Annotated in this window: 24 protein-coding genes and 1 pseudogene; 13 read left to right on the forward strand and 12 right to left on the reverse strand. The window is 58.8% G+C overall.

Annotation, left to right across the window (positions count from 1 at the left end; genetic code table 11):
* Nucleotides 1-12: 12 nt before the first annotated feature.
* From JTP94_RS14120 to trbI, 4 genes are read left to right on the forward strand one after another with little or no spacing between them, the layout of a single operon-like run.
* The gene (locus JTP94_RS14120; RefSeq protein WP_204851117.1) at nucleotides 13-678 is read left to right on the forward strand and encodes a conjugal transfer protein TrbF; all 666 of its coding nucleotides are present in this window, start codon (nucleotides 13-15) and stop codon (nucleotides 676-678) included.
* A 17-nt stretch (nucleotides 679-695) separates the two neighbouring features.
* The gene (gene trbG, locus JTP94_RS14125) at nucleotides 696-1,538 is read left to right on the forward strand and encodes a P-type conjugative transfer protein TrbG (RefSeq protein ID WP_204851118.1); all 843 of its coding nucleotides are present in this window, start codon (nucleotides 696-698) and stop codon (nucleotides 1,536-1,538) included.
* Nucleotides 1,538-1,990 carry a conjugal transfer protein TrbH gene (gene trbH / locus JTP94_RS14130; protein WP_246754946.1) on the forward strand — a complete coding sequence of 151 codons (453 nt, stop codon included), beginning with the start codon at nucleotides 1,538-1,540 and terminating at the stop codon, nucleotides 1,988-1,990. Before trbG ends, trbH begins: the two co-directional genes overlap by 1 nt.
* Nucleotides 1,991-2,001: 11 nt before the next feature.
* Entirely contained in the window at nucleotides 2,002-3,306 is a 1,305-nt protein-coding gene (gene trbI, locus JTP94_RS14135) for an IncP-type conjugal transfer protein TrbI (protein WP_204851120.1), read from the forward strand.
* A gap of 301 nt (nucleotides 3,307-3,607) precedes the next feature.
* On the opposite strand, the gene JTP94_RS14140 is transcribed toward trbI, so the two are convergent.
* Nucleotides 3,608-4,624 carry a LacI family DNA-binding transcriptional regulator gene (locus JTP94_RS14140; RefSeq protein ID WP_204851121.1) on the reverse strand — a complete coding sequence of 339 codons (1,017 nt, stop codon included), beginning with the start codon at nucleotides 4,622-4,624 and terminating at the stop codon, nucleotides 3,608-3,610.
* A gap of 179 nt (nucleotides 4,625-4,803) precedes the next feature.
* On the opposite strand from JTP94_RS14140, the gene JTP94_RS14145 reads away from it, so the two are divergent.
* Nucleotides 4,804-5,376 (forward strand): gluconokinase, encoded by a 573-nt coding sequence (locus JTP94_RS14145; RefSeq protein WP_204851122.1) that lies wholly within the window; start codon nucleotides 4,804-4,806, stop codon nucleotides 5,374-5,376.
* A gap of 48 nt (nucleotides 5,377-5,424) precedes the next feature.
* Nucleotides 5,425-6,780, forward strand: coding sequence for a GntP family permease (locus JTP94_RS14150; protein WP_204851123.1), 1,356 nt, complete (start codon nucleotides 5,425-5,427; stop codon nucleotides 6,778-6,780).
* Between the two features lie 60 nt (nucleotides 6,781-6,840).
* Here the strand turns inward: JTP94_RS14150 and JTP94_RS36045 are convergent.
* The 6 genes and pseudogenes from JTP94_RS36045 to JTP94_RS14180 form a co-directional block, all read right to left on the reverse strand.
* Nucleotides 6,841-7,096 (reverse strand): annotated as a pseudogene (locus JTP94_RS36045) (DDE-type integrase/transposase/recombinase); the annotation flags it as partial.
* A 149-nt stretch (nucleotides 7,097-7,245) separates the two neighbouring features.
* Entirely contained in the window at nucleotides 7,246-7,521 is a 276-nt protein-coding gene (locus JTP94_RS14160) for a hypothetical protein (RefSeq protein ID WP_204851125.1), read from the reverse strand.
* Entirely contained in the window at nucleotides 7,518-8,432 is a 915-nt protein-coding gene (locus JTP94_RS14165; RefSeq protein WP_204851126.1) for a GlcNAc-transferase family protein, read from the reverse strand. Before JTP94_RS14165 ends, JTP94_RS14160 begins: the two co-directional genes overlap by 4 nt.
* Before the next feature lie 256 nt (nucleotides 8,433-8,688).
* Nucleotides 8,689-9,864, reverse strand: coding sequence for a c-type cytochrome (locus JTP94_RS14170; RefSeq protein ID WP_246754950.1), 1,176 nt, complete (start codon nucleotides 9,862-9,864; stop codon nucleotides 8,689-8,691).
* Between the two features lie 53 nt (nucleotides 9,865-9,917).
* Nucleotides 9,918-11,684, reverse strand: a complete 1,767-nt coding sequence (locus JTP94_RS14175; RefSeq protein WP_204851128.1) for a GMC family oxidoreductase — start codon at nucleotides 11,682-11,684, stop codon at nucleotides 9,918-9,920.
* Nucleotides 11,685-11,688: 4 nt separating this feature from the next.
* Complete coding sequence (locus JTP94_RS14180) at nucleotides 11,689-12,327, reverse strand: gluconate 2-dehydrogenase subunit 3 family protein (RefSeq protein ID WP_312038166.1); 639 nt, start codon at nucleotides 12,325-12,327, stop codon at nucleotides 11,689-11,691.
* A 479-nt stretch (nucleotides 12,328-12,806) separates the two neighbouring features.
* On the opposite strand from JTP94_RS14180, the gene JTP94_RS14185 reads away from it, so the two are divergent.
* On the forward strand, nucleotides 12,807-13,274 hold the full coding sequence (locus tag JTP94_RS14185; protein ID WP_204851130.1) for a MarR family winged helix-turn-helix transcriptional regulator: 468 nt from the start codon (nucleotides 12,807-12,809) through the stop codon (nucleotides 13,272-13,274).
* Nucleotides 13,275-13,348: 74 nt separating this feature from the next.
* On the opposite strand, the gene JTP94_RS14190 is transcribed toward JTP94_RS14185, so the two are convergent.
* The 5 genes from JTP94_RS14190 to JTP94_RS14210 form a co-directional block, all read right to left on the reverse strand.
* On the reverse strand, nucleotides 13,349-14,212 hold the full coding sequence (locus JTP94_RS14190; protein WP_204851158.1) for a transglutaminase family protein: 864 nt from the start codon (nucleotides 14,210-14,212) through the stop codon (nucleotides 13,349-13,351).
* A 126-nt stretch (nucleotides 14,213-14,338) separates the two neighbouring features.
* Nucleotides 14,339-15,406, reverse strand: coding sequence for an AI-2E family transporter (locus JTP94_RS14195; RefSeq protein WP_204851131.1), 1,068 nt, complete (start codon nucleotides 15,404-15,406; stop codon nucleotides 14,339-14,341).
* Nucleotides 15,407-15,494: 88 nt separating this feature from the next.
* On the reverse strand, nucleotides 15,495-15,884 hold the full coding sequence (locus JTP94_RS14200; protein WP_204851132.1) for a response regulator: 390 nt from the start codon (nucleotides 15,882-15,884) through the stop codon (nucleotides 15,495-15,497).
* A gap of 70 nt (nucleotides 15,885-15,954) precedes the next feature.
* On the reverse strand, nucleotides 15,955-17,007 hold the full coding sequence (locus JTP94_RS14205) for a sensor histidine kinase (RefSeq protein ID WP_204851133.1): 1,053 nt from the start codon (nucleotides 17,005-17,007) through the stop codon (nucleotides 15,955-15,957).
* A gap of 666 nt (nucleotides 17,008-17,673) precedes the next feature.
* Nucleotides 17,674-18,114, reverse strand: a complete 441-nt coding sequence (locus JTP94_RS14210; RefSeq protein ID WP_204851134.1) for an RbsD/FucU family protein — start codon at nucleotides 18,112-18,114, stop codon at nucleotides 17,674-17,676.
* A gap of 347 nt (nucleotides 18,115-18,461) precedes the next feature.
* On the opposite strand from JTP94_RS14210, the gene JTP94_RS14215 reads away from it, so the two are divergent.
* The 6 genes from JTP94_RS14215 to JTP94_RS14240 all read left to right on the forward strand — a co-directional run bounded on the left by JTP94_RS14215 (nucleotide 18,462) and on the right by JTP94_RS14240 (nucleotide 25,679).
* Nucleotides 18,462-19,523: an ABC transporter ATP-binding protein gene (locus tag JTP94_RS14215; protein ID WP_204851135.1), complete on the forward strand. Its 1,062-nt coding sequence runs from the start codon at nucleotides 18,462-18,464 to the stop codon at nucleotides 19,521-19,523.
* A 75-nt stretch (nucleotides 19,524-19,598) separates the two neighbouring features.
* Nucleotides 19,599-21,260 carry a sugar ABC transporter substrate-binding protein gene (locus JTP94_RS14220; RefSeq protein ID WP_204851136.1) on the forward strand — a complete coding sequence of 554 codons (1,662 nt, stop codon included), beginning with the start codon at nucleotides 19,599-19,601 and terminating at the stop codon, nucleotides 21,258-21,260.
* Between the two features lie 114 nt (nucleotides 21,261-21,374).
* Complete coding sequence (locus JTP94_RS14225) at nucleotides 21,375-22,493, forward strand: carbohydrate ABC transporter permease (RefSeq protein ID WP_246754952.1); 1,119 nt, start codon at nucleotides 21,375-21,377, stop codon at nucleotides 22,491-22,493.
* 80 nt (nucleotides 22,494-22,573) lie between these two features.
* Entirely contained in the window at nucleotides 22,574-23,434 is an 861-nt protein-coding gene (locus tag JTP94_RS14230; protein WP_246754966.1) for a carbohydrate ABC transporter permease, read from the forward strand.
* Nucleotides 23,435-23,576: 142 nt separating this feature from the next.
* Nucleotides 23,577-24,557, forward strand: coding sequence for a sugar phosphate isomerase/epimerase (locus JTP94_RS14235; RefSeq protein WP_204851161.1), 981 nt, complete (start codon nucleotides 23,577-23,579; stop codon nucleotides 24,555-24,557).
* Between the two features lie 57 nt (nucleotides 24,558-24,614).
* Entirely contained in the window at nucleotides 24,615-25,679 is a 1,065-nt protein-coding gene (locus tag JTP94_RS14240; RefSeq protein ID WP_047557057.1) for a substrate-binding domain-containing protein, read from the forward strand.
* The last annotated feature ends 49 nt before the right edge of the window (nucleotides 25,680-25,728 follow it).

Consider the following 25,728-nt stretch of genomic DNA (forward strand, 5'->3'; position numbering starts at 1 on the left):
GGCGAGGTCCGCATGCCGCCGCATGATGGTCCGGACAATCCTTACATCGCAGCTCGCCAGGAGTGGAGCGAGCGCTACGGCTCCTACGTCAAGGCAGCCGCGGCGTGGCGTGTCGTCGGCATCGTCGGAATGCTGATGGCGGTGATTGGGTTCTGCTATGCCCTGTTCCAGAGCACGCAGGTCAAGCTGGTTCCCTATATCGTCGAGGTCGATAAACTCGGCACTACGGCGAATGCCGGCTTCCCGCAACAGATCGAGTACGCCGATCCGCGCGTGGTCCGGGCAACGCTCGGCAGCTTCGTCTCGAATTTCCGGAGTGTGACGCCAGATGCTGTTGTGCAGAAGCAATATATCGATCGCACCTACGCGCTTTTGAGGACGTCGGATCCAGCGACTGAGAAGATCAACGCCTGGTTCAGGTCGAATTCTCCCTTCGATAAGGCTCGGAACGCGACAGTCGCCATCGAAGTCAACAATATCGTGGCGCTGTCGAGCCAGTCTTACCAGATCGACTGGACCGAATTCGAGCGCGACCGCAAGGGTAGCGAAGTCGGCCAGCCGCGTCGCTTTCGCGGCGTCGCCACCGTGACGCTGACACCCCCGCAGGATGAGGACGTTATTCGCCTCAATCCCATCGGTCTCTATCTCCGCGATTTTGACTGGACAGCCCAACTTTGAAAGGCATGGCCCCGCTTATGACCATCAGAACAAGAGCCGTTCCGGCCGTGCTTCCGATCGCCGCACTCGTGCTCGCCGCATCGCCACTATTCGTGGCGCAGGCGGCCGCGCAAAACGTCAGTCCCAACGAAGCAAAGGGAATAGGCATCTCCGGCCAATGGCGGGGCAGCCGCGGTCTCGTCACCAAGGGCAGCGACGGTAAGGTGATCTTTCTCTTTGGCGAGATGCAGCCCTCTGTGGTGTGCTCGCCGCTGCAGGTCTGTGACATCGAGCTTCAGGCAGGCGAGGTGGTCCGCGACGTATTGGTCGGCGACACCGTCCGATGGAAGGTCGAGCCGGCCACCTCCGGCGCCGTCGGCGGTCAGGCGATCCACCTGATCGTCAAGCCGGCCGAGTCCAACCTGGTCACCTCGATGGTTGTGACGACATCGAGAAGAACGTACCATATCCAGCTCAAGTCGCACCCGACGCAGTACATGGCACGCGTCGGTTTCGAATATCCAGAGGATGTTTCGACCAAGCTGGCTGACGTCAACGCCCGGCTGGAGGCGAGCACCATCCCTGGCGCCGGCGTACCCGCCGAGCAACTGAACTTCGCCTATTCGCTTTCGGGCAGCGCTCGCTGGCGGCCGACGCGCGTCTACAGTGACGGCATGAAGACCTACATCCAGTTTCCGCGCTCGATCGCAGGCCAGGACGCGCCGGTGCTGTTCGTCGTCTCCGGCGGGCAGAACCGGATCGTCAACTATCGCATGAAGGACAATATGATGGTGGTCGACTATCAGGTCGACAAGGCTGTTTTGGTCTCCGGCGTCGGCTGGCACCAGCAAAAGATTACGATCAGCCGGGGAGGCCGATGATGGAGTTGGCGTCATTCCGCTCGTTTACGACGACGTGTTTACTTGCTCTCACGTTGGCCGGCTGCCAGGCGGCCGGCCCGGACGCATTGGTTATCAGCAACGCCCCGCCTGAAATCTCCGGGCCTGCGGCTTCCGCGATTGCCGGCGACATGGTGAGCAGGCTTGCCGAGCAGATCGGGCCCGGTACAGCAACCATCTCGTTGAAGAAGGATGCTTCGCCCTTCGGAGAAGCCTTGGAAGCATCGCTCAGAGGCTGGGGTTATGCCGTCGTCACGGATCAGAAGACGGCCGACAAGGCGAAGACGATCGTGCTCGCCTATGCGATCTCGCCGGTCGACGGGCAGATCCTGGCGAGGCTATCGACGACGAGGGTAGAAATCGGCCGTGCATATAGTGCAAACGCAACGGGGGCGACGCCGGCGAGCCCGCTCTCCGTCCTGCAACACGGGTAGGGGAGGGTACGATGGCTCAATCCCTGAAACTCGGCGGGGTACCGGACGACAAAAGCGGCTCCGGTGGCAGACGCGTCAACCGTTTGCCGGTCATCGTTGTGATCATCCTTGTCGTCGCCTTTATCGCGGTCATTTTCTATGGCCTTGCGTCACGCGGGCTTTATTTCCGAGGCACGCCTGGCCTTGACCAAACATCGGGCAATCCTGCCTCGACCTATGCCGACCAGCTCAAACGCGGCGTCAGTGACGGCATCATCGGTGAACCTGTTCAGACCCCTTCCTTCCAGCCGTCGCCCGTCGAGACCAAAAAGGAGACGACATCTAATCCATTTGCCGCAGAGATACGTCCACCCCAACAGGAAGAAAAATCCCAGCTTGAGCCTGAGGCCGTCTGGAAAGCTCGTCTGCAGCGTGAACAGCAGGAACAATACCTACGCGAACGCCATCGGGAGCGGATGGCGCGACTTCAGGCCAGCGACGCCGCCTATGATGCGCCGCTCGTCATCGACAAAGGCAAGGTCGATGCGCAGGCAAAGGCAGCCACCGATACGACGACGAGCCTTGCCGCGAACGCGGTTCAGCCAGGTTCGGCGACAGATCTCTATGCGGCAGCTCTGCAGGCAGGTCTCGGCGGTCAGAATCTCGATCCCAATGGCCAGCACACCAAGGAAGGCTTCTTCAACGCCGATATCAAGGAACTTGGTTATCTGCCGAACAAGGTGATGCCCCAGCAGTCTCCGTTCGAACTCAAACGCGGCTCGGTCATTCCGGCAACGCTGATCACTGGTATCAATTCCGATCTCCCCGGCCGCATCACGGCTCAGGTCAGTCAAAACGTCTTTGACTCAGCCACCGGCCACCGCCTGCTGATCCCGCAGGGAACGAAACTGTTTGGTCGCTACGACAGCAAAGTGTCCTTCGGGCAGTCCAGGGTGCTCGTGGTGTGGACCGACATCATCTTTCCGAATGGGTCAACACTTCAGATTGGCGGCATGGCGGGAACGGACGCGCAAGGTTACGGCGGCTTCAATGACAAGGTGAACAACCACTACTTCAAGACCTTCGGTTCAGCGATCTTGGTCGCGATCATTGGAACCGGGATCGATATGGCGGTTCCGGAGAGCTCTACCCTGGCAACTCAGGATACGGCATCGGACGCGGCGCGGCGGAATTTTGCGGAAACCTTCGGCAGGGTTGCCGAGCGCACGATCGACAGAAACCTCGACGTCCAGCCAACGCTTGAAATCCGTCCGGGCTACAAGTTCAACGTCCTAGTAGATCAAGACATCGTGTTTCCTGGCATCTACAACGGCTAGGACCAATCGACATTCACAGTGTCCAGATCATTCCGCGGCGAGAAAGGCAAAGCTTGAGAAGTGAATGGTTCTTCAGGCATGGAGTGTTACCAAGCGCCAGAAGTGCTGCATTCGGTTTGAAGCACCGCTCCATGTGGTTGCGATGCCGTTCATGCGCTCGGGTTAGGAGCCTCTTGACGCATGCCAAGATCGGCGTCGGTCAGGACGGTGAGGGATTTTGGGAAGACACGACGTCCCCAAGCCGTCATGGTCAGTTTTGTTTCGCCGCAAGCGGAATTCGCCGATCTCACGTTTACAGGGTTCAACTGCTTTCCCTAACGATAAGCTTGAAACCCAGATCTAAAGCCGGGATCTCCGGCGTTTCCCCACAGAGAAGGCTAAGAAGGCTTAAGGCGGCGTGCTCTCCGATGGTAGCGCGGGGTGTGCGAACGGAGGTTAAGCGCGGAACCATCTGCCCGGCTCCCGGCAAATCATTAAATCCGACCACCGAAATCTGCGCGGGGATAGCCACTCCCTTGCGTAGGGCTTCAAAGGATGCCCCGAAGGCAAGATCGTCGTTGCAAAAGAAGATCCCGTCTGTGTTTGGATGCTCCGTCAAGAGCCGGTTGAACAGATCGCCGCCAAGTTCCACCGAGGACGGTTCCGGCGTCATGATTTCGAACGCCGGGGGAAGATCAACCCTAGCAATCGCCTGCTGATAGCCGTCGCGACGCTGGAGAACGCGGGCATCGAGCTGGGCCCCGACAAAAGCCAGTTTTCGCCGTCCCCGCGACATAAGATGCTCGGCAACCTTGGCCCCAGCCGCTTCTTGGGAAAAGCCGACACAGACGATGCCCTCCTCCTGCCGCAGTTCCATCATGTAGACGCAAGGCACTCCGGCATTTGCCAGAAGCCGTGCGGCGGTCTCGCTTCGATTGAAGCCGGTCAGCAGAATGCCGCATGGCTGGAACGAGAGATAGTTGCGAATGAGTTCTTCTTCCTCATCTTGGCGGTAGTGGTAGTTGCCGATCAGGACGTCAAACCCGCGCGGGCGCAGGACATCTTGGACGGCTTCCAGGGTCTCGATAAACAGATGGTTCGACAAGGCAGGAACAAGCACAAGGATCGATTGGCTGCGCGCCGAAGCAAGCGTTCGCGCCGCCGGGTTGGGCACATATGCCAGCGCCTTGGCGGCGTCATGCACCCTGGTTGCGAGTTGCGGATCGACCGTTGCGATTGAGCGCAGTGCGCGTGAAGCCGTTATCTGCGAAACGCCCGCGCGGGCTGCGACCTGCGCAAGCGTCGGCCGGCCGGTGGCACGCGACGGTCTGTCTTTCATGACGAATCTCCTCCGACTTGCCAAATCCTACGATGATTAATAAGGTAGCGCTATCTCAAAGTCGCTTTGCCGTCTTTGCGGGAGGAAACGGCGTCGATTCTCGCGTCTTGAATCGGCCAGGCTTCTGCCGGCGGTTTGTTTCAAGACGATGAGATAGCGCTATCTCGGAGGAGGATACAATGGATAGGATGCCGGCCCTTGTGGTGATGGGCGTATCAGGCTGCGGCAAAAGCAGCGTCGGCCAAGCGATTTCGGATGCCGTCAACGGCACGATGATCGAAGGCGATACCTTTCATCCGGAAGAAAATATCAAAAAGATGAGTGCGGGCCAACCGCTCACCGATGAGGATCGGGCGGGCTGGCTGGCGCGCCTTGCGACAGTCTTGCAGGACGCCGTCAGGAACGGCGAGCGGCCGGTGCTTGCGTGCTCGGCGCTGAAGAAAAGCTACCGCGACATTTTGCGTAGCAAGACACCGGGCCTCGGGTTCGTGTTTCTGGAAATGACGAGACAGGTGGCTGGCGAGCGCGTTAGCCACCGGCCGGGCCATTTCATGCCCGCCAGCCTTGTCGACAGCCAGTTTGCGACCCTCGAACCACCTCATGGCGAGGCGAAGGTGTATCCCGTCGACGCAAACTTGCCCATCGTGGACATCGCGCGGGGCGCGGTCGCGTGGTGGGAGCAGACACCAGTCGCTGACGCCGGCAGGCCAGTGCGGACGACAAAGGCCCAAACCGGCAAGCTCAAAGCATAAATCACACAGGCACCTGTCCAAATCAGAACTTTTCGCGAAGGAATTTCAATGCTCGGACTGACACGGGAGACCTATCTTCTGGTTGATGCTGGTGTGACCATCATCGCACTCATACTTCTCATCACGCGCTTCAAGATGCACCCCTTCATTGCGCTGACCATCGCCGCCGGTTTCTTAGGGCTCACTTCCGGCATGGCCACGGAACTGGTGATGAAATCCTTTCAGGACGGTTTCGGTGGGGTCCTTGGCTTTGTCGGCATCGTGCTCGGGCTTGGTACCATGCTCGGCAAACTCATGGCGGAATCGGGCGGCGCAGACCAGATTGCCCAGACATTGATCCGCACCTTCGGCAAGGAGCGGGTGCATTGGGCGATGATGCTCGCAGCCTTCCTCGTTGGGCTACCGCTCTTCTTCGAAATCGGTTTCGTGCTCCTCGTGCCGCTGGTCTACATCGTCGCGCGCCGGTCGGGCGTGTCGATCGTCAAGGTCGGAATTCCGCTTCTCGCCGGTCTCTCGGTCGTCCATGGTTTGGTGCCGCCTCACCCTGGGCCGCTCCTGGCCATCAGTGTCTTCGGCGCGGATATCGGCAAGACGATCTTCTACGGCCTCATCGTCGGCCTGCCGACGGCTGTGATCGCCGGGCCAATCTACGGCTCATTCATCGCCAAGAGAATTCCGGGCGAAGCGTCGCCGGAGCTGATGGAGCAGTTCGTGCGCGATGACGTGGATACAGTCAAGCTGCCAAGCTTCGCCGTGACGCTGATCACGATCCTGATGCCGGTGTTCCTAATGCTTTTCAAGGCGCTCGCCGATATTACCCTTGCCGAGCACAACGCCGTACGCGTGTGGATGGACCTGATCGGCCACCCGATTACTTCTCTGCTCGTGGCGCTGCTCATCAGCTTTTATACCTTCGGCTCTAATTGCGGCTTCTCGCGAGACAAGATCATCAAACTGCTGAACGACAGCCTCGCGCCCGTGGCCTCCATTGTACTGATCGTCGGTGCTGGCGGCGGCTTCAAACAGATGCTCGTGGCCAGCGGTGTTGGCGACGTCATTGGCCATATGGCCGTTCAGGCGTCCGTCTCGCCAATTCTGCTCGCCTGGTTGGTCGCAGCCGTCATCCGTGTCGCCACAGGTTCGGCAACGGTTGCGACAATCACCGGCGCAGGGATTGTCATGCCGGTCATAGCTCTCGTCCCCGGCGTCAACCGCGAACTGCTTGTGCTGGCAACAGGCGCTGGATCGGTGATCTTCTCCCACGTCAACGATGCTGGTTTCTGGTTGGTTAAGCAATACTTCAACATGACGGTTGCCGAGACCTTCAAGACCTGGAGTATTATGGAAACAATCATCTCCGTCGTCGGCCTGGGCTTCATCTTGCTGTTGTCGCTTGTCGTTTAGATCGGTATGACGGCAACCTGACGACGGGCGGCGACATCACGCCGATGATCCGCGCGGATGTCGATGCGCGGTCTCCTTCGAGCACTTGCCCTCTGTCTTGAGATCGGCGATCGCAATCCGATGGGTTGGCGCCTTGCCGGCGTTGGTGCTCCGTGGCTTTCCCCAATCCAAAGCCGGCAAGCACCATGTCCGGAAAGCGCTTGCCGGCTTTGGCGTTACGGGTCTGCGACAAGTACAAGTCGATTGTGTCGCCGTGCTTATCCACGGCCCGGTGGAGATAGACCCACCGACCCTCGTGCTTCACATATGTTGTCAACCGGCGCGAAAATGTGTCGCTCCGCCGGCCTGTGGTTCTTCAATCACGATCAGGACGGTGCGACGGCGCTCGCCGGCCGGATGGTCGCCATGGGCTCCGCAATCAAGGTGATAGTCGAAACCGTCGCCGCGCCGGTAGCGCGTCAGCTGTCAGGGCTCCAGATGGGACGCTGCAATCGAAAAACGGGCGTTAAGCTCGGCCTCGATCGCCCCGAACTGGTCCGGTGCGAGGGTCCGCAAGTCCGGCCGGAAAAGCGACAGGCTGCGGCGGGCGCGTCCGCCGCCGAGCAGGGTTCCGTCGCGGCGCGCAACCGTGCTCGGCAGCCAATCGCCCGCCTCGCCGATTGCCAGCAGCGCATCGCATGCGCCGGGCATCAAGAACTCGTCGACCACAGTTACCACGTTGACGGCTTCAAACCCGCTCATATTGATCTGCCCAATCGCAAGGGCAGGCCGATCTGCTCTTCGTAGTCGCAGGGCCGGCGCAGGCTGCCGAGCGGATAGTCGCGATGGCCACGCCCACCGAGGATACGGCGGACGCGCGAAAGTGATCGGCGGTCGACATCCGACCAATCATGGTGGTCCTCCCAATGGCAGCGCCGCGTCATCCGGTCGTAGATATGCCAGGCAAGCACACGATGCGGATGGAAGAAGTCGTAGCCGTGGCAGAAGGCCCTCAGTCCCGTCGTGATCTCGTCGCCGAAGAAATAGATATGCGGGTCGAGCGGGATGTCGGTGTTGAAGCGGCCGTCGGCAAACAGGAAGCCGAGGGCAAGAAACAGCGCCGGGATTGGCGACCGCAGCCATTGCCACAAGGCCAGCCTGTGTCCGGCAAAATGCAGGAGCATGCCATCGATATAGGCCTCCTTGTAGATCTTGAGCGGCGCGCGCGATCGCCGCGCCGGATAGGTCTTCGGATCGAAATCCGGTGGATAACCGGTAATGATTGGCCGTGGCGAGCCAGCTGAACGCCGGTCTTCCAGCATGTCGACGAGGTGATCGTCCCAGTACCTCGCAAAGCGAAGATGGGAATCGATGATCATCGTATAGGGTTCCAAGCGCCAGGACCGCTGCTCGCGGCGTCGGGCCCAGTTGGCACCGCGGCTTTCCCGGAAGTTGACCTCGTCGATTTCGATTGCCTTGGCTGAGACAAGGTGCTGGGGCAACGCTTCGTCTTCAGCATGCTGCCAGCAGACGCGCACCCGCAGGCGATCGGGACGGGCGGCCTCGGAAAACAGGCTGTCGAGCGTATGGGCAAGCTCGGGATCGCGATAGGCCGCGATCTGCACGTAGATATCGGGACGATCAATCTTCGACCTCCGAACCGGATGCTGCACGACATATGCCTCCCTCAGTTCCCCCAAGTGCCGTTCCAGCGTATCGCTCCTGGGACCGGCCTGCGTCCGTCGCATTGGCAATTCAGGTCTGATCTACTGCGGCGCCTCGATCTTTAAAGGCCCGGCAAAGGAAATATGCCTGGTTGAAATGCGCCGCAGCGCCTGCGCACGCTTGAACAGATGTCGGCGAGCCAGGCCTTAGGATCTACGCCGTTCAGCCGTGCTTCGGCCTTTACGCCTATTAGCGCCCTATCAATTATTTTTCCTGCAATCGTTGGCGCAGATCGGCAACGTTATTGGACGTGACGGCAGGCGCTGCATTGCCCCAGCTATTACGAACATAGGTAAGTACGTTGGCGATATTAGCATCCGACAGGTTCCAAGCAAAAGACGGCATGGCCGGACCTGTCGGGGCCGCCTGCGTGCCGCTGGCCTTGCTGCCGGCCAGAACCACCCGTATCAAGCTAGTTGCGTCATCGCTATTGGCAAGCGGAGCTTTGGCGAGCTGCGGGAAGAGTTTCGGCACACCTTCGCCGTTCGGCATGTGGCAAGCCGAACAACGGTCCGCATAGAGGGCCGCACCGGCTGTCATCGACGCATCGGACGCCGGGATCGGGGCGGGGGCCGCTGCATCCACGTCGCCAACGTCTTTGAGGTAAGTGGCCACAGCCTTGAGGTCCGCATCCGTCCAGTATTGGCTCGAATTCTCCACTTCCTCAGCCATTGGACCAGAAGCGGTGTCGAAACGGTTCGCACCGGTCTTCAGGTAGGCGACGATGTCGTCCTCGCTCCACGTGCCAATTCCTCGGTGCGAGTCAGCCGTGATGTTGGGTGCATACCAGTCCTGAAGCGCACCACCTGCAAGCAACTGACCGGTTTTATCGCCACCGAGCATGTTCTTTGGTGTGTGGCAGGTGCCGCAGTGACCAAGACCCTCCACGATATAGGCCCCGCGGTTCCAATCAGCAGATTTCGAAGCTTCCGGCTTAAACTGGCCCCTTTCAAAGTTGAGGGCATTCCAGACTGGAAGGCTTGCGCGGACACTGAAGGGGAAAGGCAGCTGATTGGTTTCGACCTTATTCTGAACCGGTTCGAGCGTCCGAAGATAGGCATAGATGGCGGCATTGTCGGCCGGCGAAACTTTTGTATAGGCCGTGAACGGCATCGCTCCGTAAAGATGCACGCCACCAGGCCCTCGACCTTCCGACATCACCCTCTGGAATTCATCAAGCGTCATCTTTCCGATACCGGTTTCCGGATCGGGGGTGATATTGGCGCCGATGAGCTCGCCGAAGGGCGTCTGCAGGGTCACCCCGCCGGCAAAGGGCCTGCCGCCGGGAAGGGTGTGACAGGCGGCACAATCGCCGAGCGTGGCCAGATAGCGGCCTTTTTCGATCTGTTCGAAGGAATCTCCGCGGGGCGATTGCGCCAAGGCGGCGCTGCCGGCAAGCGCAAGGATGCCTGCTGTGACCAGGGAAAGGTTTCTCATGCTTGCACCAGGGGGCCGGGGTTTTTCACATATTGGGTTCGGATTGCATCGGCCGCCTTGAAGGCCAGCGCGCCGACCGTCGCGGTCGGATTATAGCCGGGGTTCTGCGGGAAGGCCGAAGCGCCGACCACGAAAAGATTGGGTATATCCCAGCTCTGCAGATATTTGTTGACTGAGCTTGTCTTCGGATCGGCGCCCATGATGAAGCCGCCGACGACATGCGACGACTGGTATGGCCCGCTATTCCAGTGTCCCTTCATGGGGTTCGCTACCATCTGCCGCGGGTTCATCGCCTTGGCGATTTCCTCAACCTTGCTGGTAACGTATTGTGCCATCTTCAGGTCGTTCTGAGAAAAGTCGAAGGTGACGCGCAGCAGCGGCCTTCCGAGCCTGTCCTTGTAGGTCGGATCCAGGGACAGGAAGTTGTTGCGGGTCGAATAGCTCGATGCCTCGCAGCCGATCGACATGGTCGAGAGATAGTTCTTGACGGTTTGCTTCTTCCATTCACTGCCCCATTTCGGGGTGCCCGGCGGCGTCGGGCGGCTGCCGATCGGTGCAGCACCGATCGGCGTCACGCGTGTGCTGCCGCCGCCGAAGAAGCCGAGCCCGGAATGGTCAAAATTGTCATTGTTGAACTCGTCAATCCCCATGCCTACGGCGCCGCCGCCGATGAACGGATTGAAGTTCTTGTCGTCAAAGAACAGCTGGACGCTGTTTGCGGTCTGATAGGCATAGTTGCGGCCGGTCGTGCCGGTGTTAGATACCGGATCATAGGCCATGCCGACGCCCGAAAGCAGCATCAAGCGCACGTTTTCGAAGGTGAAGGCGCTGACAACCACGAGGTCGGCGGGCTGCTCCCACTCATTGCCCGACGTATCGACAAAGATGACGCCGGTCGCCTTCGTGCCGGTCGAATCCATCACAATGCGAAGAACTTCGGATTCAGTCCTGGCCGTGAAGTTGGACTTGCGCACGAGCGCCGGCAAGATTGTCGTGATGGCGCTTGCCTTGGAATAGTTGGCGCAGCCGTAATTCGTGCAGAAGCCGCAGAAAGTGCAGGGACCCATCGTGACGCCGAGCGAATTGGTATAGGGCTCGGAGATCAAGGCGGAAGGCACCGGGAAGGGCTTATAGCCGAGATTGCGTGCAGCCTCGGCAAAGAGCGTCGGGCCGTAGGGCTGCTTCAGTGGCCTGGTCGGATATTCACTGCTGCGCGCTCCTTCAAAAGGATTGCCGCCGTCCTGGATCCGGCCCTGCAGGTTGCCGGCCTTGCCGGAGGTTCCGGCCACTTTGTCGAAAGCGTCGTAAAAGGGCTCCATTTCGCTCCAGTCGGTACCCCAATCCTGCAGGGTCAGCTCTTCCGGAATGGCGGACGCGCCGTACTTTTCCGTCAGATGGCTCTTCAAGCGAAATTCTTCGGGCTGAAACCGGAAGGTGATGCCGGCCCAGTGATTGCCCGCTCCTCCCGTGCCGTTGCCTGGATGGAACGAGCCCCAGCTGCGCATCGGCAATGCCGTTTGGGAGGGATCGTTGCGCATCGTGATGGTGTTCTGGGCAGTGCGCAGCATCAGATCCTGCCGCTGGGCGTATCGCAATTCGTCGGCCGCAGACGCCAAATTGAAGTCGGCGGCCGTGTCGCGCCAGGGCCCGCGCTCAAGGGCTACCACATCAAGCCCTTCGTCGGTCAGTTCATTGGCGATGATCGATCCGGCCCAGCCGAGCCCGATGATGACGGCATCGGTCTTTGGAAGCTTCGTTGCCATCGGCTTATCCCTTCTTCGTCCATTCGGGCCGGCCCGCAATGCTAAGCGGCGGCAGGTCAAGCTTCTCATTGTGGCGCTCGATGTACTCGCGATAATCATAGCGCGCGCCGGGAAAGCCGATCATCTTCCAGGAAACCATGTCGCGGTTTCCGCCATAGATCGGATCGGCGAAAAAGCCTTCCATCGTGTTGGCCAGGAGCTGGCCGAAAAACATCTTTGAATCGATGCCGTCCAAGCTGATGTCGCCACTTTCCATTCCCGAGATAGTCTTATCCTGATCGGCGGGCGAGAGCTCGGAGAAGGGTTTGCCGAGCGCGCTACGACAGTGCTTGTCAAGAGCCGCAAGACCGATGCGGTAGCGCTCACGTGGTACCAGTGCGGATTGGTCACCCTGCTCGGGCGTCCCCGGGACAAACGGTCCCTTCATGTAGAGCCGTTCTGATGAGCCATAGGATCCCGCAAGCTGACGATCAATAAAGATCGCACACCCCGCGTCCTTGCCGCTGACACTTAAATCGTCGGCCGGAATGATGCGCGAGACCAAGGCATCCATCGCCCGGGCCTCGTCCGATGTAAAGAAGTACCAGCCGCCGGGACTCAGCGTTTCAGGAGGATTGTAATCGAACGGCTTGAAAGGCGCCACGCCCCGGATGATTGTCGCGCCCGCATTGCCCGCAACGGTGACGAAGAATGCTGCGGCTGACGAAAGAAGGACCTGACGTCGACTTAAGTCGGCACCTGACTTGTCTGTCATGGGATGAGACCTCGATTGATGACGGATAGCGCGAGGGCAAATGTCCTCAGCGGCGGTGCTTGCGGCCTTGGGCGCAGGCCTGGGGCCTCCACAGCAAGCCGAGGCCATATTAGGCCGGGCTGGCTAATCTCCAGTGAGAGATTAAGCTAGCGGATGTCGACGGGGCATCGATCTTTCCCGGATGAACAAACGCGCATGTTCGCCTTTCGCTTATTGCTCGGAGGAACTGATGTGGAATGCGGATATTGGTCGGTAAGGTGGAGTGATAGAAGCGCTACATCGCGGCGCTTTCAAAAATGAAAAAAGTTTGATAGCTGAATTTCAGCTATGACACTATTTCGAGATTGTCAATCTGCGGGAGGATGAAGATGACGATGAATTTCATGAGTGACGTGACTGCGGCGCCTGGTTTTTTGATCCGGCGCTGCCATCAGATTTCCGTTGCCATTTTCATGGAAGAAGCCGCTGAACTGGATATGTCGCCAACACAATTTTCCGCGCTTTCCTTGATTGCCTTGGAACCGGGTGCCGACCAAAGCACGCTTGGCGAGCGGATTGCGCTTGACCGCTCCTCCGTCACCAAATGCGTCGAGCGGTTGGAAAAGCGCGGTCTGATCCGAAGGGAAGTGGACCCGGCAGACAAACGGGCGCGAAAGCTCTATGCGAGTCAGGAAGGGCGAGAGATGCTCGAAAAGGCGACAGCTGCGGCGGGACGGGCCCGCGCGCGGCTTCTTGCGCCACTTTCTGAAAAAGAGGGGTCGCAATTGTTAGCGCTGCTAAAGCAGCTTGGTGACACGCTCAATACGTGCAGCCGTGTACCCGTCATAGAATGCTGACAGTGCGCCCAAGACTCCGGCGCAGCTAAGTTAGCACCGGTGATCGTACTCCGCGGAGGTGTCTGCTGCGAAGCTCACGCGGACACCTCAACCTCCACGTCCATGGATCTGAATACGTCGGAGGCACCAACGAAGCTGCCGGCCACGGGAACGGATTGCGCGATATCACGGGTGACGGCGACGGGGATATGATTGGCCCCGCCCATGCTGCGATTGGTCGGATCAAATGTGATCCATCCAGCGCCGGGGACGAACACCTCGACCCAGGCATGCGTCGAGCCCTGATCCTGCGAACCAAGCAATATTCGATCGGGATTGAACAGGTATCCCGACACGATGCGGGCTCCAAAGCCCAGACAACGAACAGTTTCAACAAACAGCACGGCGAAGTCACGGCATGATCCCCAACCACGTTCGAGCGTTTGGATCGGCGTCTGTGTGCCTTCCGCCTCACGGCTTTGATAGGAGATTGATGAAGACACCCCCGCACTTATGTCCTTGAGAAGCGAGAGCGTGTCCGTCGAACTGCTTGCGACAAACCCTTGCGCCCACGTCTGGAGTTTTTGGAACGGGTCGGCATACTGCCGAGCCGTCAGCGCGCCGAGATCGGTCCATTCCTCATCCGAATAGCGGAAGGGAAAGGTAATGGCGGAGCCTGCAATAGCAAAGATCGGCCATGCGGCCGCGGTAAGGTCGACCAAGGCGACGCTGTCGACGGTCAGGACATCGGTCATGTCGCTGAAAACCGCGGTGGCAACCGCGTTGCCGAATACATCGGTCGCCCAACTGATCTGGGTTTGTGGCGTTGTCGACACTTCATGCGAAAGCAGCCGGAGATCTCTGCCCTCGCGTGGCCTCAGCATCAGCCGGTGAGGCCTAAGATTCACCGCATAGCGGTAGCGATAGATCGTACGATGGTGGATACGGATTTGCGACATGAGTGTTCTCGGGTTCTGGGCATCGGCATTAGCCGAGCCACCACATCTATCACATACGCTCGCAAGCTCTCCGACCACCTGCGCGTCGTCACTCCCGTCCCAAAGTGCCAGGAACCTATGGACCAGTCATTCCATATTCTTGGACTTTGCTCTTTCAGCGCTCTGCTGTTCGGCGAAAAGCGACCATGCCGCGATAAACAAGGCGGCGATCAAGGGGCCGATGACGAAGCCATTGATGCCGAACAGGGAGATGCCACCGACGGTCGAGATCAGCACGACGTAGTCGGGCAGCCGCGTTCCCTTGCCGACCAACGGCGGGCGCAGCAGATTGTCGATCAGCCCGATAACGAATATGCCGATGAGGACCAGGATCGATGCCTTCAGCCAGGCCCCCGTGAGGACCAGCCAGATGGCGGCCGGAACCCATACGAGCGCCGCGCCAATTGCGGGCAGCATCGACAGGAACGTCATTGTCACACCCCACAGCAAGGCGGCCTCAATCCCCAGAGCCCAGAATGTCACGCCGCCGATCGTTCCCTGGACGATCGCGATGATGATGTTTCCCTTGACGGTGGCGCGAACGACAGCGGAAAACTTGTCGAGAAACTGCCGTGTATAGTCATCGCTCAACGGAATTGCATGTCGGATCTTGCCTCTGAGGTCCCCGCTATCCCTGAACAGGAAGAAGAGCAGATACAGCATGATGCCGAAGCTGATAAAGAACTGCAGCGTATTTTGACCAAAACTGAGCAGACCGCCGCCGACCGACCGGCTTGCCTGCACGACGCCGGAGGAGATATTCGCGCGCAGTTCCGAAAATCCACCGAGTTTCAGTGACGTCAGCCAGTTGTCGATGAAGCCGGGCAAGGCATTCTGGATCCGGACCAGATAACCATTGAGATCGATTTCGTTGCTGCTGATCCGTTGATACAGGCTGGTTCCTTCCTGGATAAGAGAACCGAGAATGATCATTGCCGGCACGATAACGAGGCATATGCACATCAACACCGTCAGCAGGGCGGCAATGCTGCGACGGCCCCCTAACAAACGCTCCAGTCGCTTGTGAACGGGAAAGAAGATGATCGCGAGGATGACGGCCCAGAAGACAGCGCTGTAATAGGGGATAAGCAGCCAGATGAACGCAATCGTCACGACCGCCAGAAGGACGTAAAAGCTCGTGCGCTGGATCGACATGTCTGCCTTGTTCCCTGGCCGGTCTCTTTCCCACCAGCTATACAAGAGAAATTAGCACAGGACAGCTCCGGCAGCTGAAGCGGCTCCTTTATGCGGCGGGGATCCTAAAGTCGCTCGAAAGCATAGCTGCCATTGCGTCTGCGATGGTATGATTGTTGTAGGGCTTTGAAAAGAACCGGCTTCCCTCAGGAAGGCTGCTCTCTTCGAGGATCGCCCTGCCGGAAGCAACGATCAGCTTCACCGGCGGCCATCGATTGCGGATGTAGTGCGATAGCTTGATGCCGTCCATCGTTCCCGGCATCTGCACGTCGGTAAACACCAGGTCGATGTCGGCTCTCGATTCCAGGATGCGAATTGCCGCGTCGGCATTGCTCGCTTCAAGCGCCTCGTAGCCTGCAGATTGCACCAGGTCGACGGCGCCCATTCGAATGATCGCGCTGTCTTCGACCACCAGGACGACCGCCTTGCCATTAAACATATGTCGCTCGATTTTCGTGTGAACCCGGAAAGCCCGGGCTTGGGTTAGCGTTTCGGCGAGAGATCGGTTCCTATGCCGCCGCCGGAATTCTGGTTCGGCGCTCGGCGTCACCGCGATGACTGATTGTCACGGCGGTTCCAGGGCTAGCATCGTTCAACTGTATTTCGCCCTGCAGATTCCTGGCAAGCGCCTCGACGATGCCGGTGCCGAGGCCGGCCTTGGGTGCGTCGCTACCGGCCGGCATGCCGACGCCGTTGTCAGTGACGATGAGGGTCCAGTCAGTGCCTGTCGAGCGATAGTCGATCACGATCCTACCAGTCTCCTGTTTCGGGAAGGCGTGCTTAAGAGCATTGATCACCAATTCCGTCACGATCAGTCCCAGGCTTATGGACACGTCCGCTTCAACGGCGCTGTCATCGACTGTCACCGAAATCGAGAGCCGATCCTCATCGGCAATCATCGATGCGCCGAGGCTTTCGCAAAGTTGCGTGAAGTAGCTGCGGAGTTCGACGATGCCGCCAGGTGATGTTGAGAGCTGTCGCTGTACGGCCGCGATCGACATGACCCGGTTATGGGCGTTGTGAAGATGTCCGCGCGCTTCCTCGGACTGCACCCGACGGGCACTCTGCATGAGAACGCTCGCAATGATCTGAAGGCTGTTTGCGACCCGGTGCTGGACCTCCTGAATCAGGATTGCTTTCTCCCGGACCAGGTCGTCTTTCTGTTTTGCTTCGGCACGCGCGTCAGTCACGTCGGTGATGGCCACCAGCAGCCGGATATGGTCCTTGTCGCCGTCGTCGAGAACCTGCGCATTGACGATCAACTGACGTGTCTTCCGGTCAGGCCGTTTGAGGTCGATCTCGTAGGCCTCGATCCTTGTACTCCCGGACGCTGTCGCTTTCAGCAGCGAAGCAAGCCTGGGCATTGCCCATTCGCCGCCTCCTAGTTCACCGAGTGCTCTGCCGGGAATTGTCGCAGGATCAATCTCGAAGGTCCGGCAGAAGGACGTGCTGGCTGCAATGACCTTTTGGTCTGCGGACAGGAAAAGCAGCGGCTCGTTCGATGAGACCACCACCGCAAGCGTACTCGCCGCTTCGAAATGGACAATCGGTTCTTTTGACATGGAAATGGCCCTCATGGGCCGAAAACTCGCGCAGCGAGCCATCACTCGGCAGGAACGTCGCCAACACAACCTCAAAGCGATGCTCTAACGTACGATAGCACGTCCACTGCAGATCAGCACCATGCTTAATTGGCACGCCGGCGTATAGGGAGAGCGACTTGCATTTATCTTGTGTGAGTTTCTCGCCCGATAGCCGTGCGGCGTTCTCACGCTGCGTGTTTCATCGGCTTTGCCAAGCATTTGATGGCCTGTTCAAGCGACCGTCCCATCGCAGACTCCGCCTAGCTGGGACATTGCCAGCACTGCCATTCTCTAACATCGCAAAAAAGGCGGGAGGGGCATTGATGTCGTGACAACGTGGCAGCAAGGTAATTGCCTAATGTTGCCTAATCGCGCCAAGCCGAACTAAAGCGTACCCCGCGCCGCCAATTTGATTCAAAAGGTCGGCTCTCATTTCCCTGTCGGTGACGACCTTGATTTTGATCCATTTGTCTACCTTGGTATCGAGCGGTACAGGCAAGCCCTCACGCAGCAAGAGGGTAAGCTCAGGTGCTCTGTCCGACTTATAGATGCAAATCCTCATCGCACGGCATCCAAACTGTACAGATTTATGACAGTTATATTGCAGTGCGTTATCAACTATTGCAATGCCGAAAAACCCTACTGCTAGACAACCCCCTTGCTGAAAATAAAGCATCCGTAGGGACCTGGATCCGACGTTCTGACAATCGCGAACGAGTTTTTTGCAGCCTCGTAAAACGCCAAGCGTTCCAATGCCTCCACCTCGATCGGTTTTTCCTCGGCCCGATCTATCACTGCCTGCATCGCGGAGAAAATCGGCATGTGGCTTTCCGGGTCGCCGACAACCTGCATCCGTTTCACGGGTGCATCGACGAACGTGTCGAGCGGAAAAAGCTTTAGAATTGCTTCCGCCGCACGCTCAAGACCGCAGCCGGACATGTATAGGAGACGACCGTAAGTCGTGTGTCGGGCGATGGTCTGGGCGGGATGGTTGATATCGCACAAGACCAGTTGGTCCCCGTGTCCCATCAGCATCAACGCATGGATCAGTTCAGCATTGATGATCGGATCGATTCCTTTAAGCATCAAGCACCTTTCTTGGTCATAGCTTTACAGAAATACATGTGTGCCGTGATGTTTGCAACCGCTGCTTCACGCGATACTCGAGACGTTTGCTGGATAGAGGAATGACGGGTCTGGCGATCCCGCCCTTGCTTCGGACCGGGCGAGGAGAACGCAGGTCGAAGTAAAATTCTACCCCCGCAAATGAAATACTTTACAAGATTACGATGTTATGTGAAGTTGACGCCGTAGTGATGTCCCTCCCAGGACCGATCAGAGGCAGTGGGTATTGCATGATGCGAGACCCACCGCCTTCTTTTGGAGGGGGATCAAACGTCGTGAGGAGCGCGACGAACGGGGAGGAATGCGCATTGGCATCCATGGATATCGTGAATGTTGGCAAAGCCTATGGAAGCCTGGCGGTTATTCACGGGGTTTCTGTGGAAATACGCGATGGCGAGTTCGTGGTCCTAGTTGGCCCTTCGGGCTGCGGCAAATCCACGCTTCTGCGCATGGTCGCGGGCCTGGAGCCGATCACATTCGGCGATATTCGCATCGACGGCCAGGTGGTGAACGATCTGCCGCCCAAAGATCGCGACATCGCCATGGTGTTCCAGAGCTACGCGCTCTATCCCCACAAGACCGTCGCCGAGAACATGGGCTTCGCACTGAAAATGCGCGGAGAGCCAAAATGGGGCATCGATGACCGTGTGAAGAAAGCAGCCGAGATTCTCGATCTGGTTCCTTATCTCGCACGCTATCCGCGTCAACTCTCCGGGGGCCAGAGACAACGTGTCGCCATGGGACGGGCGATCGTGCGCGATCCCAAGGTTTTTCTGTTCGATGAACCGCTTTCCAATCTGGATGCGAAGCTGCGCGTGCAGATGCGCGCGGAGATCAAGGAATTGCAGCGGCGGCTTGCGACCACGATGATCTATGTGACCCATGACCAGGTCGAGGCGATGACAATGGCGGATCGCATCGTTGTCCTGCGGGACGGACGCGTCGAACAGATTGGTTCACCGCTCGAACTTTATGACAAGCCGGCCAACACTTTCGTTGCCGGTTTCATAGGCTCGCCGTCGATGAACCAGCTCAAAGGCTACATCCGGGCGTCCGGGGCACCCTTTTTTGAGACCGACGACGGTATCCGGCTGCCGCTTGTTCGTGCACCCGAAGGCTCCGACGGTCGACCCGCCTTCTACGGCATCCGGCCGGAGCATTTCGCACTTGGCGGCGAAGTGACGGCCAACGTCACTGTCGTGGAAACGACGGGATCAGAGACACAGGTCTTTGCCCGGATCGGCAACCAGAAGGTTATCGGCGTCTTTCGCGACCGGGTGGAGGATCAATCCGGCCAGCCGATGGCAATGACGCCAAACCCGGCGTCCGTGAATCTTTTCGATCTGAAAACCGGATTGCGGCTCGATTAAGAGCCGCTTCGTCGAGCGCAGGGCTCGGCCGATACCCATCACATGCGGTGATTTGTTCAACGGGAGGAGTGAATTATGAAGGTCAGTGACTTCGAAAGAATGATGGCGATCGGGCTGAGCCGCCGCGCCATTTTGAAGACCGGCGCAAGTCTGGGGGCTCTTGCCGCCGCCGGCACCATTCTCGGCGCTGTTGACAGCGCCAGCGCGCAGGACGCGTCCTTGCGCAGCCAGATCCTGCAGATTCCCGGTGTCGGCAAGGGGGCGCCGACCGATGCGGATTGGCAGAAGGTTGGGGAACTGTGCCTCGGCGCCACCAAGAGCAGCGTGAAGCAGGGGGAATTTGCCGGCGTCGAACTGTCTTTCATGGGTCTCAACAACCAGAATCTTCACAATGTGATCTTCCGTGGCTTCCTGAAATCCTGGGAAGACTACACCGGCGCCAAGATTTCGTGGATCGATCTGGCGCAGGCAGACTATAATCCGCGTCTGCAGCAGGCGATCGCCACCGGGACAGTGGATTTCGATATCCTGGAGATGGGCGCGCCTTTCGAAGGCGACGTCTGCGGCAAGGGGCTCGCATCCGAGATGCCTGACTGGGTCAAGGCCCAGATCGATATGGACGACTATGTCGACTACCTCAAGGCGCCGGTCGGAACCTGGGACGGCAAGACGTATCGCATCTCGGTTGATGGCGATTGTCACAACTTCAACTACCGCGCCGACTACTTTACCAATGCCGATCTGGCAAAGGCCTGGAAGGACGAGGGGCACGAGGGCGAGTGGGGTGTGCCCAGGACCTGGCAGAAGGTTCAGGAAGTTACCAAGTTTCTCAAGGGTAAGACGATCGGCGGCACGCAAGCGATCGGCTATCTAGATGCGCCGAAAGCCTGGGGTGGCTTCGGCTTCTATTTCCTCGGCAGCCGCGCCACCGCCTATGCCAAGCATCCGGACGACAAGGCCTGGCTCTTCGACATCGACACGATGAAGCCGCGGATCAACAACCCGGCTTGGGTTCGGGCCATTCAGGACGTGATCGACGCGTTGCCGTCGGAGTCTGGAGATCAGCTGAATGCAGACCCTGGCACCACCGCGTTCCAGCAGTTCCTGGCGGGTACCGGCTCCATGGTTTCCTGGTGGGGCGATGTTGGTTCGGGCGCGCGCACCAGCGACAGTTCGGTGGTGGGTGATACTGTCGCGTTTGACATCCTGCCTGGTTCTGACGACGTCTACAATTCGAAGACCGGTCAATGGGACAAGCTGCCGAGTGGTCCGAACCATGCTCCGAACATGGCCTACCTCGGATGGGGTGTCTACGTCATGGCCCGGGTCGACAGCGACGAAAAAAAGAAGAAGGCAGCCTGGAGCGCCGCCGCCCATCTCGGCGGCAAGGACCTGGCTCTGTGGATGGCGGCATATCCGTCCGGTTTCCAGTGCTATCGCAAGAGCCAGTTCAACATCAAGGAATGGGCGACAGCTGGCTACGACGAGGCCTTCATCTCGAACTACCTCGCCTCGCAGTCGAACTCGTACAATCACCCCAATGCTGCCATCGAGCCGCGCATTCCCGGCATCTTCCAGTATTACAGCGTCGCCGAAGATGAGCTGGCCAAGGTGTTTGCCGGGCAGATGACAGCCCAGGATGGGGCGGATGCAATCGCTGTTGCCTGGGAAAAGATCACCGATCAGCTGGGTCGTGACAAGCAGATAGCGCTCTACAAGGCGTCGCTCGGCGTTTGAGCCTGAGGCCAATCGCCTCAAGGGCTTAACCGCGAGGTCCCGGCGGCATGACTCTCCCATGTCGCCGGAACTCCAGAGACAATTTCCAAACTTCGGCCGTGAGGGTCTGCTGCCATGTCTCAGTCAATGACGCTGGTCACGAACGAACTGTTCGCAGCGCGCCGTTCTGCTCCTGCGGGAAAGCATGTCCTGCTGGGTAGGTCTCTGCTGGCATTCGCGACCGTCGCCTTCCTCACAGTCCTGGCGCTTCAGTCGCTCGACGCCCTGGGTGTCGCCACGCTCGGCTTTCAAAGCTGGCGGCCTTTGCTCTATGTCTATCTCATCTGGGCGGTGATCTTCGGCATATCCCAGGTGATGATCCGCGGTGAGGCGGGCGAGCGCGCGGCCTTCGTCCTTCCAGCGGTTCTTTTTACCGTCGCGATGGTGATTTTTCCGACCATCTTCGGCCTCTACATCGCGTTTACCGATTGGAACCTCAGTGCGGTCGCGGGACGACACTTCAACGGTCTCGACAATTTCCGCACGCTTTTGGCGGATGCCTATTTCTGGAATGCGCTCTTGAACATGGTCTACTATGTTCTGGCGGTTCTCGTTCAATATACCATCGCCTTCGGCCTGGCTCTTCTGCTCAACGCGGAGATCAAGGCACGCAAGTTCTTCCGCGTCGCGTTCCTATTGCCGTTGATGCTAAGTCCGGTCGCCGTCAGCTGGATGATCGGCAAGTCGCTGATGGAGTATCGCTTCGGTCCCGCGGCGTCACTGGCACGCTATCTGGGTTGGGACAATCCTGCCTTTTTCTCGACTCCCTGGCTGGCGCGATTATCGATCATGGCCATGGATGCGTGGGTCTCCATTCCCTTCATCATGATTTTACTGCTGGCGGGCCTGCAGGCATTGCCTGCGGAAATCAAGGAGGCGGCACGGGTCGATGGCGCCACCGGCTGGCAATCGTTCAAGGAGATTACCTTTCCGCTGATGCTGCCGGTGAGCATGACCGCCTTGATCCTGCGCATCATATTCGAGCTGAAACTCGCCGACATCGTCATCAATGTCACGGCGGGCGGTCCGGGTGGGGCGACGGACACGGTATCGAGTTTCATCTTCCGGGAATACCGGGACCGGTCCAACGTTGGCTACGGCACCATGCTCGCCGAAGTCTATCTCGTCATCATCATCGTTTTCGTCGCACTCATCCTGAAATGGGCGAGCCGATGGATGCAAAGAACAAACTGAGGGCTGACACGATGTCGACAGCACATGGGGCAATACGTTTAGACACGCCCGCACGTCGCGGCTTTGCGCTGCCCGGTTTCATGACGCGCGGCATGTTGATCTATGCCGCCCTGGTTTTTTGGGCTTTCGTTTCCCTGTTCCCGATCTACTGGACGGTGACGACGTCGTTCAAGACCGCGGTGAATGTCACCCAGGGCCATCTCATTCCCTTCGTGGATTTCACGCCGGACTGGAAAGGCTGGCGTTCGCTCGGCCTGTCGCCTGACACGATCTTTGCGCAATCGACCGTGCGCGACGAGTTCATTCACCGGTTCTTCAACAGCATCGTCGCGTCGGCGGGTGCCTCGCTTTTCGCCGTCATCATCGGATCGCTTGCGGCCTATGGCCTCAGCCGGTTCTCCTACAAATTCCTCTGGATGCGCAACAAGGACATCTCCTTCTTCTTCCTGTCACAGCTCATCCTGCCACCGGTCGTGCTCGCAATGCCCTTCCTGGTTCTCTACAAGCAACTGATGCTGCTGGACTCGCTTGTCGGCCTCATCCTGGTCTACACGCTGATGGTGCTGCCGATCGTCATCTGGATCATGCGCGACCAGTTCGACACGATCCCGCTCGAACTGGAGCAGGCGGCGCTTGTTGATGGCTGCTCGATCTGGGGCGCGTTCCTGCGGATCGTGCTGCCTATCGCGCTGCCCGGCATGGTCGCAGCCTTCATCCTGTCCGTTATTCTCTGCTGGAACGAGTATTTCTTCGCGGCGCTTCTGACCAGCACCGATGCCAAGACACTGCCGGTGATGGTCGCAAGCCAGACCGGATCGCAGGGCATCAACTGGTGGTCGATGGCAGCGATCGCCAGTGCCGCCATTCTGCCGCTGGTGCTCATCGGCATATTCCTCGAGCGCTACATCGTTAAGGGCCTGACGGCGGGCGCGGTGAAATAGCGCGGCGCCACCCCTGCTGACCCAGGACGAACATGGTCGCGCGAAATGGTGCGCCGCACAACATTTCATAACTTTACAAAACGGCATTAATATGTGAAGTAAACCCAACATCTAACGATATGAGCGTAGTCCAGTGACCAATTTGAAATTCGCCACCCGCCTTAACTCTTTCGCCTCGCGGCCGCATGCCGAATGGCCTGATCTTTCGGGCAAGCCGACGGTGGCGCAAATGGTCGCCCGCGCGGCAAAGGTTGAGGGTTTGACGGATCTTGATCTCAATTATCCCGATCACGTCTCCGAAAATCCGCGTGAGCTCGCAAGCCGAATTGGGGATACGGGGCTTGCGATCAACGGCTTCGCGATGCGCTACTACACCAACCCGGCTTTCAAAATCGGCGCTTTCACCAATCCCGACCCTGCAGTTCGTCGCGAGGCGATCGATCTTACGAAGAAAGGGATCGATGCGGCGCGCGAGGCTGGCAGCAACCTGATGACCATCTGGCTCGGTCAGGATGGCTTCGACTATGCTTTCCAGGCCGACTACGCAACGTTATGGCAACACGAGATATCAGGAATTCGTGAAGTTTGCGAACATGATCCGGACTGCCAGATCAGCATCGAATACAAGCCGAACGAGCCACGCTCGTACAGCCTGATGCCGGACTGCGCGACGACGCTTCTGGCAATCAAGGAGATCGGGCTGCCCAATCTCGGCGTCACCCTCGACTTCGCCCATGTCCTTTATGCAGACGAGCAGCCGGCCTTCGCCGCTGCATTGATCGCCCGCTACAGCCGCCTTCTCGGCGTTCATCTTAATGACGGCTATGCCAAGCGTGACGACGGGTTGATGGTCGGTGCCGTCCACACACAGCAGACGATCGAGCTGCTCCGTCAGATCCGCAAGGATGGCTACGAAGGCGCCATCTACTTCGACACGTTTCCCGACATGACCGGCCTCGATCCGGTTCACGAATGCGAGGTGAACATCCAGACCGTCAAGCGCATGCTGAAGGTCGTGGATCGCCTTGAGCAGGACAATCGCCTCTCCGGTGCGATTGACCGCCAGGATGCCGTTTCCGCACAGGCAGTCATTCAAGAATTGATGCTTGGCGCGAAGGCGTGAATTCCAACAACCATGGCATGCCAGACGGCATGTGAAGCCAACACTCGGGAGGAACCGATGAAGACATTCTTGAAGACAACTGTCGCTGCAGGGCTGGCCGCCAGTTTCCTGTTCGGCGCAGCTATCGCGCAGGATCTGCCGCCGCTGAACTCGGACACTGAAAAGGACCGCATGGACTGGTCTCAGCTCGAGACCAAGTTCGGGCCACTCCCGAAACTGCCGGATGGTACCAAGGCGGGCGCCGTTTCCAAGACGCTGACCAACGAATATTGGCGCTCGCTGGGTGAGGGATACAAGAAGTTCGGCGACAAGGTCGGCGTTACCGTTGCCTATCAGGCGGCGCAGAGCGAGGGTGACCAGCTCGGCCAGCTGACGATCGCCGAGGGTATGATCACCCAGGGCTTCAATGTCCTTCTGGTCTCGCCGCAGACAGACGCCAATCTGCAGCCCGTCATGGAACAGGCAAAGGCTGCCGGCATCCCTGTCGTCAACGTCAACGATGCGGTCATCCCGCAGGCCGAACACTATGTTGGCAACGTTCAGCGCGACAATGGCGTGCGCGTCGCAAAGTGGTTCATCGACAATCGTCCCAATGGCGGCAAGGTCGCTATCGTCGAAGGTCAGGCCGGCGTTTACGCCGCCGTTCAAAGAACGGATGGTTTCAAATCCACCATCAGCGAATCCGGCAAGTTCCAGGTCGTTGCCAGTGTTCCTGGCAATTGGGATCGCCAAACCTCCTATGACGCGGCAACCAATATCCTGCAGCAGCATCCGGATCTGATCGGCTTCTATGCCAACAATGACGGCATGGCTTTGGGGATCGTCGAGGCGGTGAAAGCTGCCGGTCTTCAGGATAAGGTCGCAGTCTTCGGCACGGACGGCATCTCCGACGCCTATGCGTCGATCAAGGCTGGCGAGCTGACGGGCACCGTCGACAGCTTCCCCGTACTGACAGGCGAAGTTGCGCTCGAGACCGCCCTGCGTCTGGTTGCCGGCCAGAAACTGCCGCGCGTTGTCGCAACACCTCAGGCGCTCATCACCAAGGACAATGTCGCCCGCTATCAGGGCGACGGCGTCGATGTGCGCGCCGTGTTGATGGAAGATGCCGCTAAGGGCAAATGACGCAAACTTGACAATCGTGATGCCGGCCATCTGTGGCCGGCATCTCATC

It is taken from the genome of Martinezella lusitana (genome assembly GCF_016901135.1).
Classification (GTDB): domain Bacteria; phylum Pseudomonadota; class Alphaproteobacteria; order Rhizobiales; family Rhizobiaceae; genus Rhizobium; species Rhizobium lusitanum_D.

Coding starts and splice junctions, on each gene's coding strand:
- JTP94_RS14120 (WP_204851117.1), top strand. CDS start 13: ATGCCGCCGCATGATGGTCCGGACAATCCTTACATCGCAGCTCGCCAG.
- trbG (WP_204851118.1), top strand. CDS start 696: ATGACCATCAGAACAAGAGCCGTTCCGGCCGTGCTTCCGATCGCCGCA.
- trbH (WP_246754946.1), top strand. CDS start 1,538: ATGGAGTTGGCGTCATTCCGCTCGTTTACGACGACGTGTTTACTTGCT.
- trbI (WP_204851120.1), top strand. CDS start 2,002: ATGGCTCAATCCCTGAAACTCGGCGGGGTACCGGACGACAAAAGCGGC.
- JTP94_RS14140 (WP_204851121.1), bottom strand. CDS start 4,624: ATGAAAGACAGACCGTCGCGTGCCACCGGCCGGCCGACGCTTGCGCAG.
- JTP94_RS14145 (WP_204851122.1), top strand. CDS start 4,804: ATGGATAGGATGCCGGCCCTTGTGGTGATGGGCGTATCAGGCTGCGGC.
- JTP94_RS14150 (WP_204851123.1), top strand. CDS start 5,425: ATGCTCGGACTGACACGGGAGACCTATCTTCTGGTTGATGCTGGTGTG.
- JTP94_RS14160 (WP_204851125.1), bottom strand. CDS start 7,521: ATGAGCGGGTTTGAAGCCGTCAACGTGGTAACTGTGGTCGACGAGTTC.
- JTP94_RS14175 (WP_204851128.1), bottom strand. CDS start 11,684: ATGGCAACGAAGCTTCCAAAGACCGATGCCGTCATCATCGGGCTCGGC.
- JTP94_RS14185 (WP_204851130.1), top strand. CDS start 12,807: ATGACGATGAATTTCATGAGTGACGTGACTGCGGCGCCTGGTTTTTTG.
- JTP94_RS14190 (WP_204851158.1), bottom strand. CDS start 14,212: ATGTCGCAAATCCGTATCCACCATCGTACGATCTATCGCTACCGCTAT.
- JTP94_RS14195 (WP_204851131.1), bottom strand. CDS start 15,406: ATGTCGATCCAGCGCACGAGCTTTTACGTCCTTCTGGCGGTCGTGACG.
- JTP94_RS14200 (WP_204851132.1), bottom strand. CDS start 15,884: ATGTTTAATGGCAAGGCGGTCGTCCTGGTGGTCGAAGACAGCGCGATC.
- JTP94_RS14205 (WP_204851133.1), bottom strand. CDS start 17,007: ATGTCAAAAGAACCGATTGTCCATTTCGAAGCGGCGAGTACGCTTGCG.
- JTP94_RS14210 (WP_204851134.1), bottom strand. CDS start 18,114: ATGCTTAAAGGAATCGATCCGATCATCAATGCTGAACTGATCCATGCG.
- JTP94_RS14220 (WP_204851136.1), top strand. CDS start 19,599: ATGAAGGTCAGTGACTTCGAAAGAATGATGGCGATCGGGCTGAGCCGC.
- JTP94_RS14225 (WP_246754952.1), top strand. CDS start 21,375: ATGTCTCAGTCAATGACGCTGGTCACGAACGAACTGTTCGCAGCGCGC.
- JTP94_RS14230 (WP_246754966.1), top strand. CDS start 22,574: ATGACGCGCGGCATGTTGATCTATGCCGCCCTGGTTTTTTGGGCTTTC.
- JTP94_RS14240 (WP_047557057.1), top strand. CDS start 24,615: ATGAAGACATTCTTGAAGACAACTGTCGCTGCAGGGCTGGCCGCCAGT.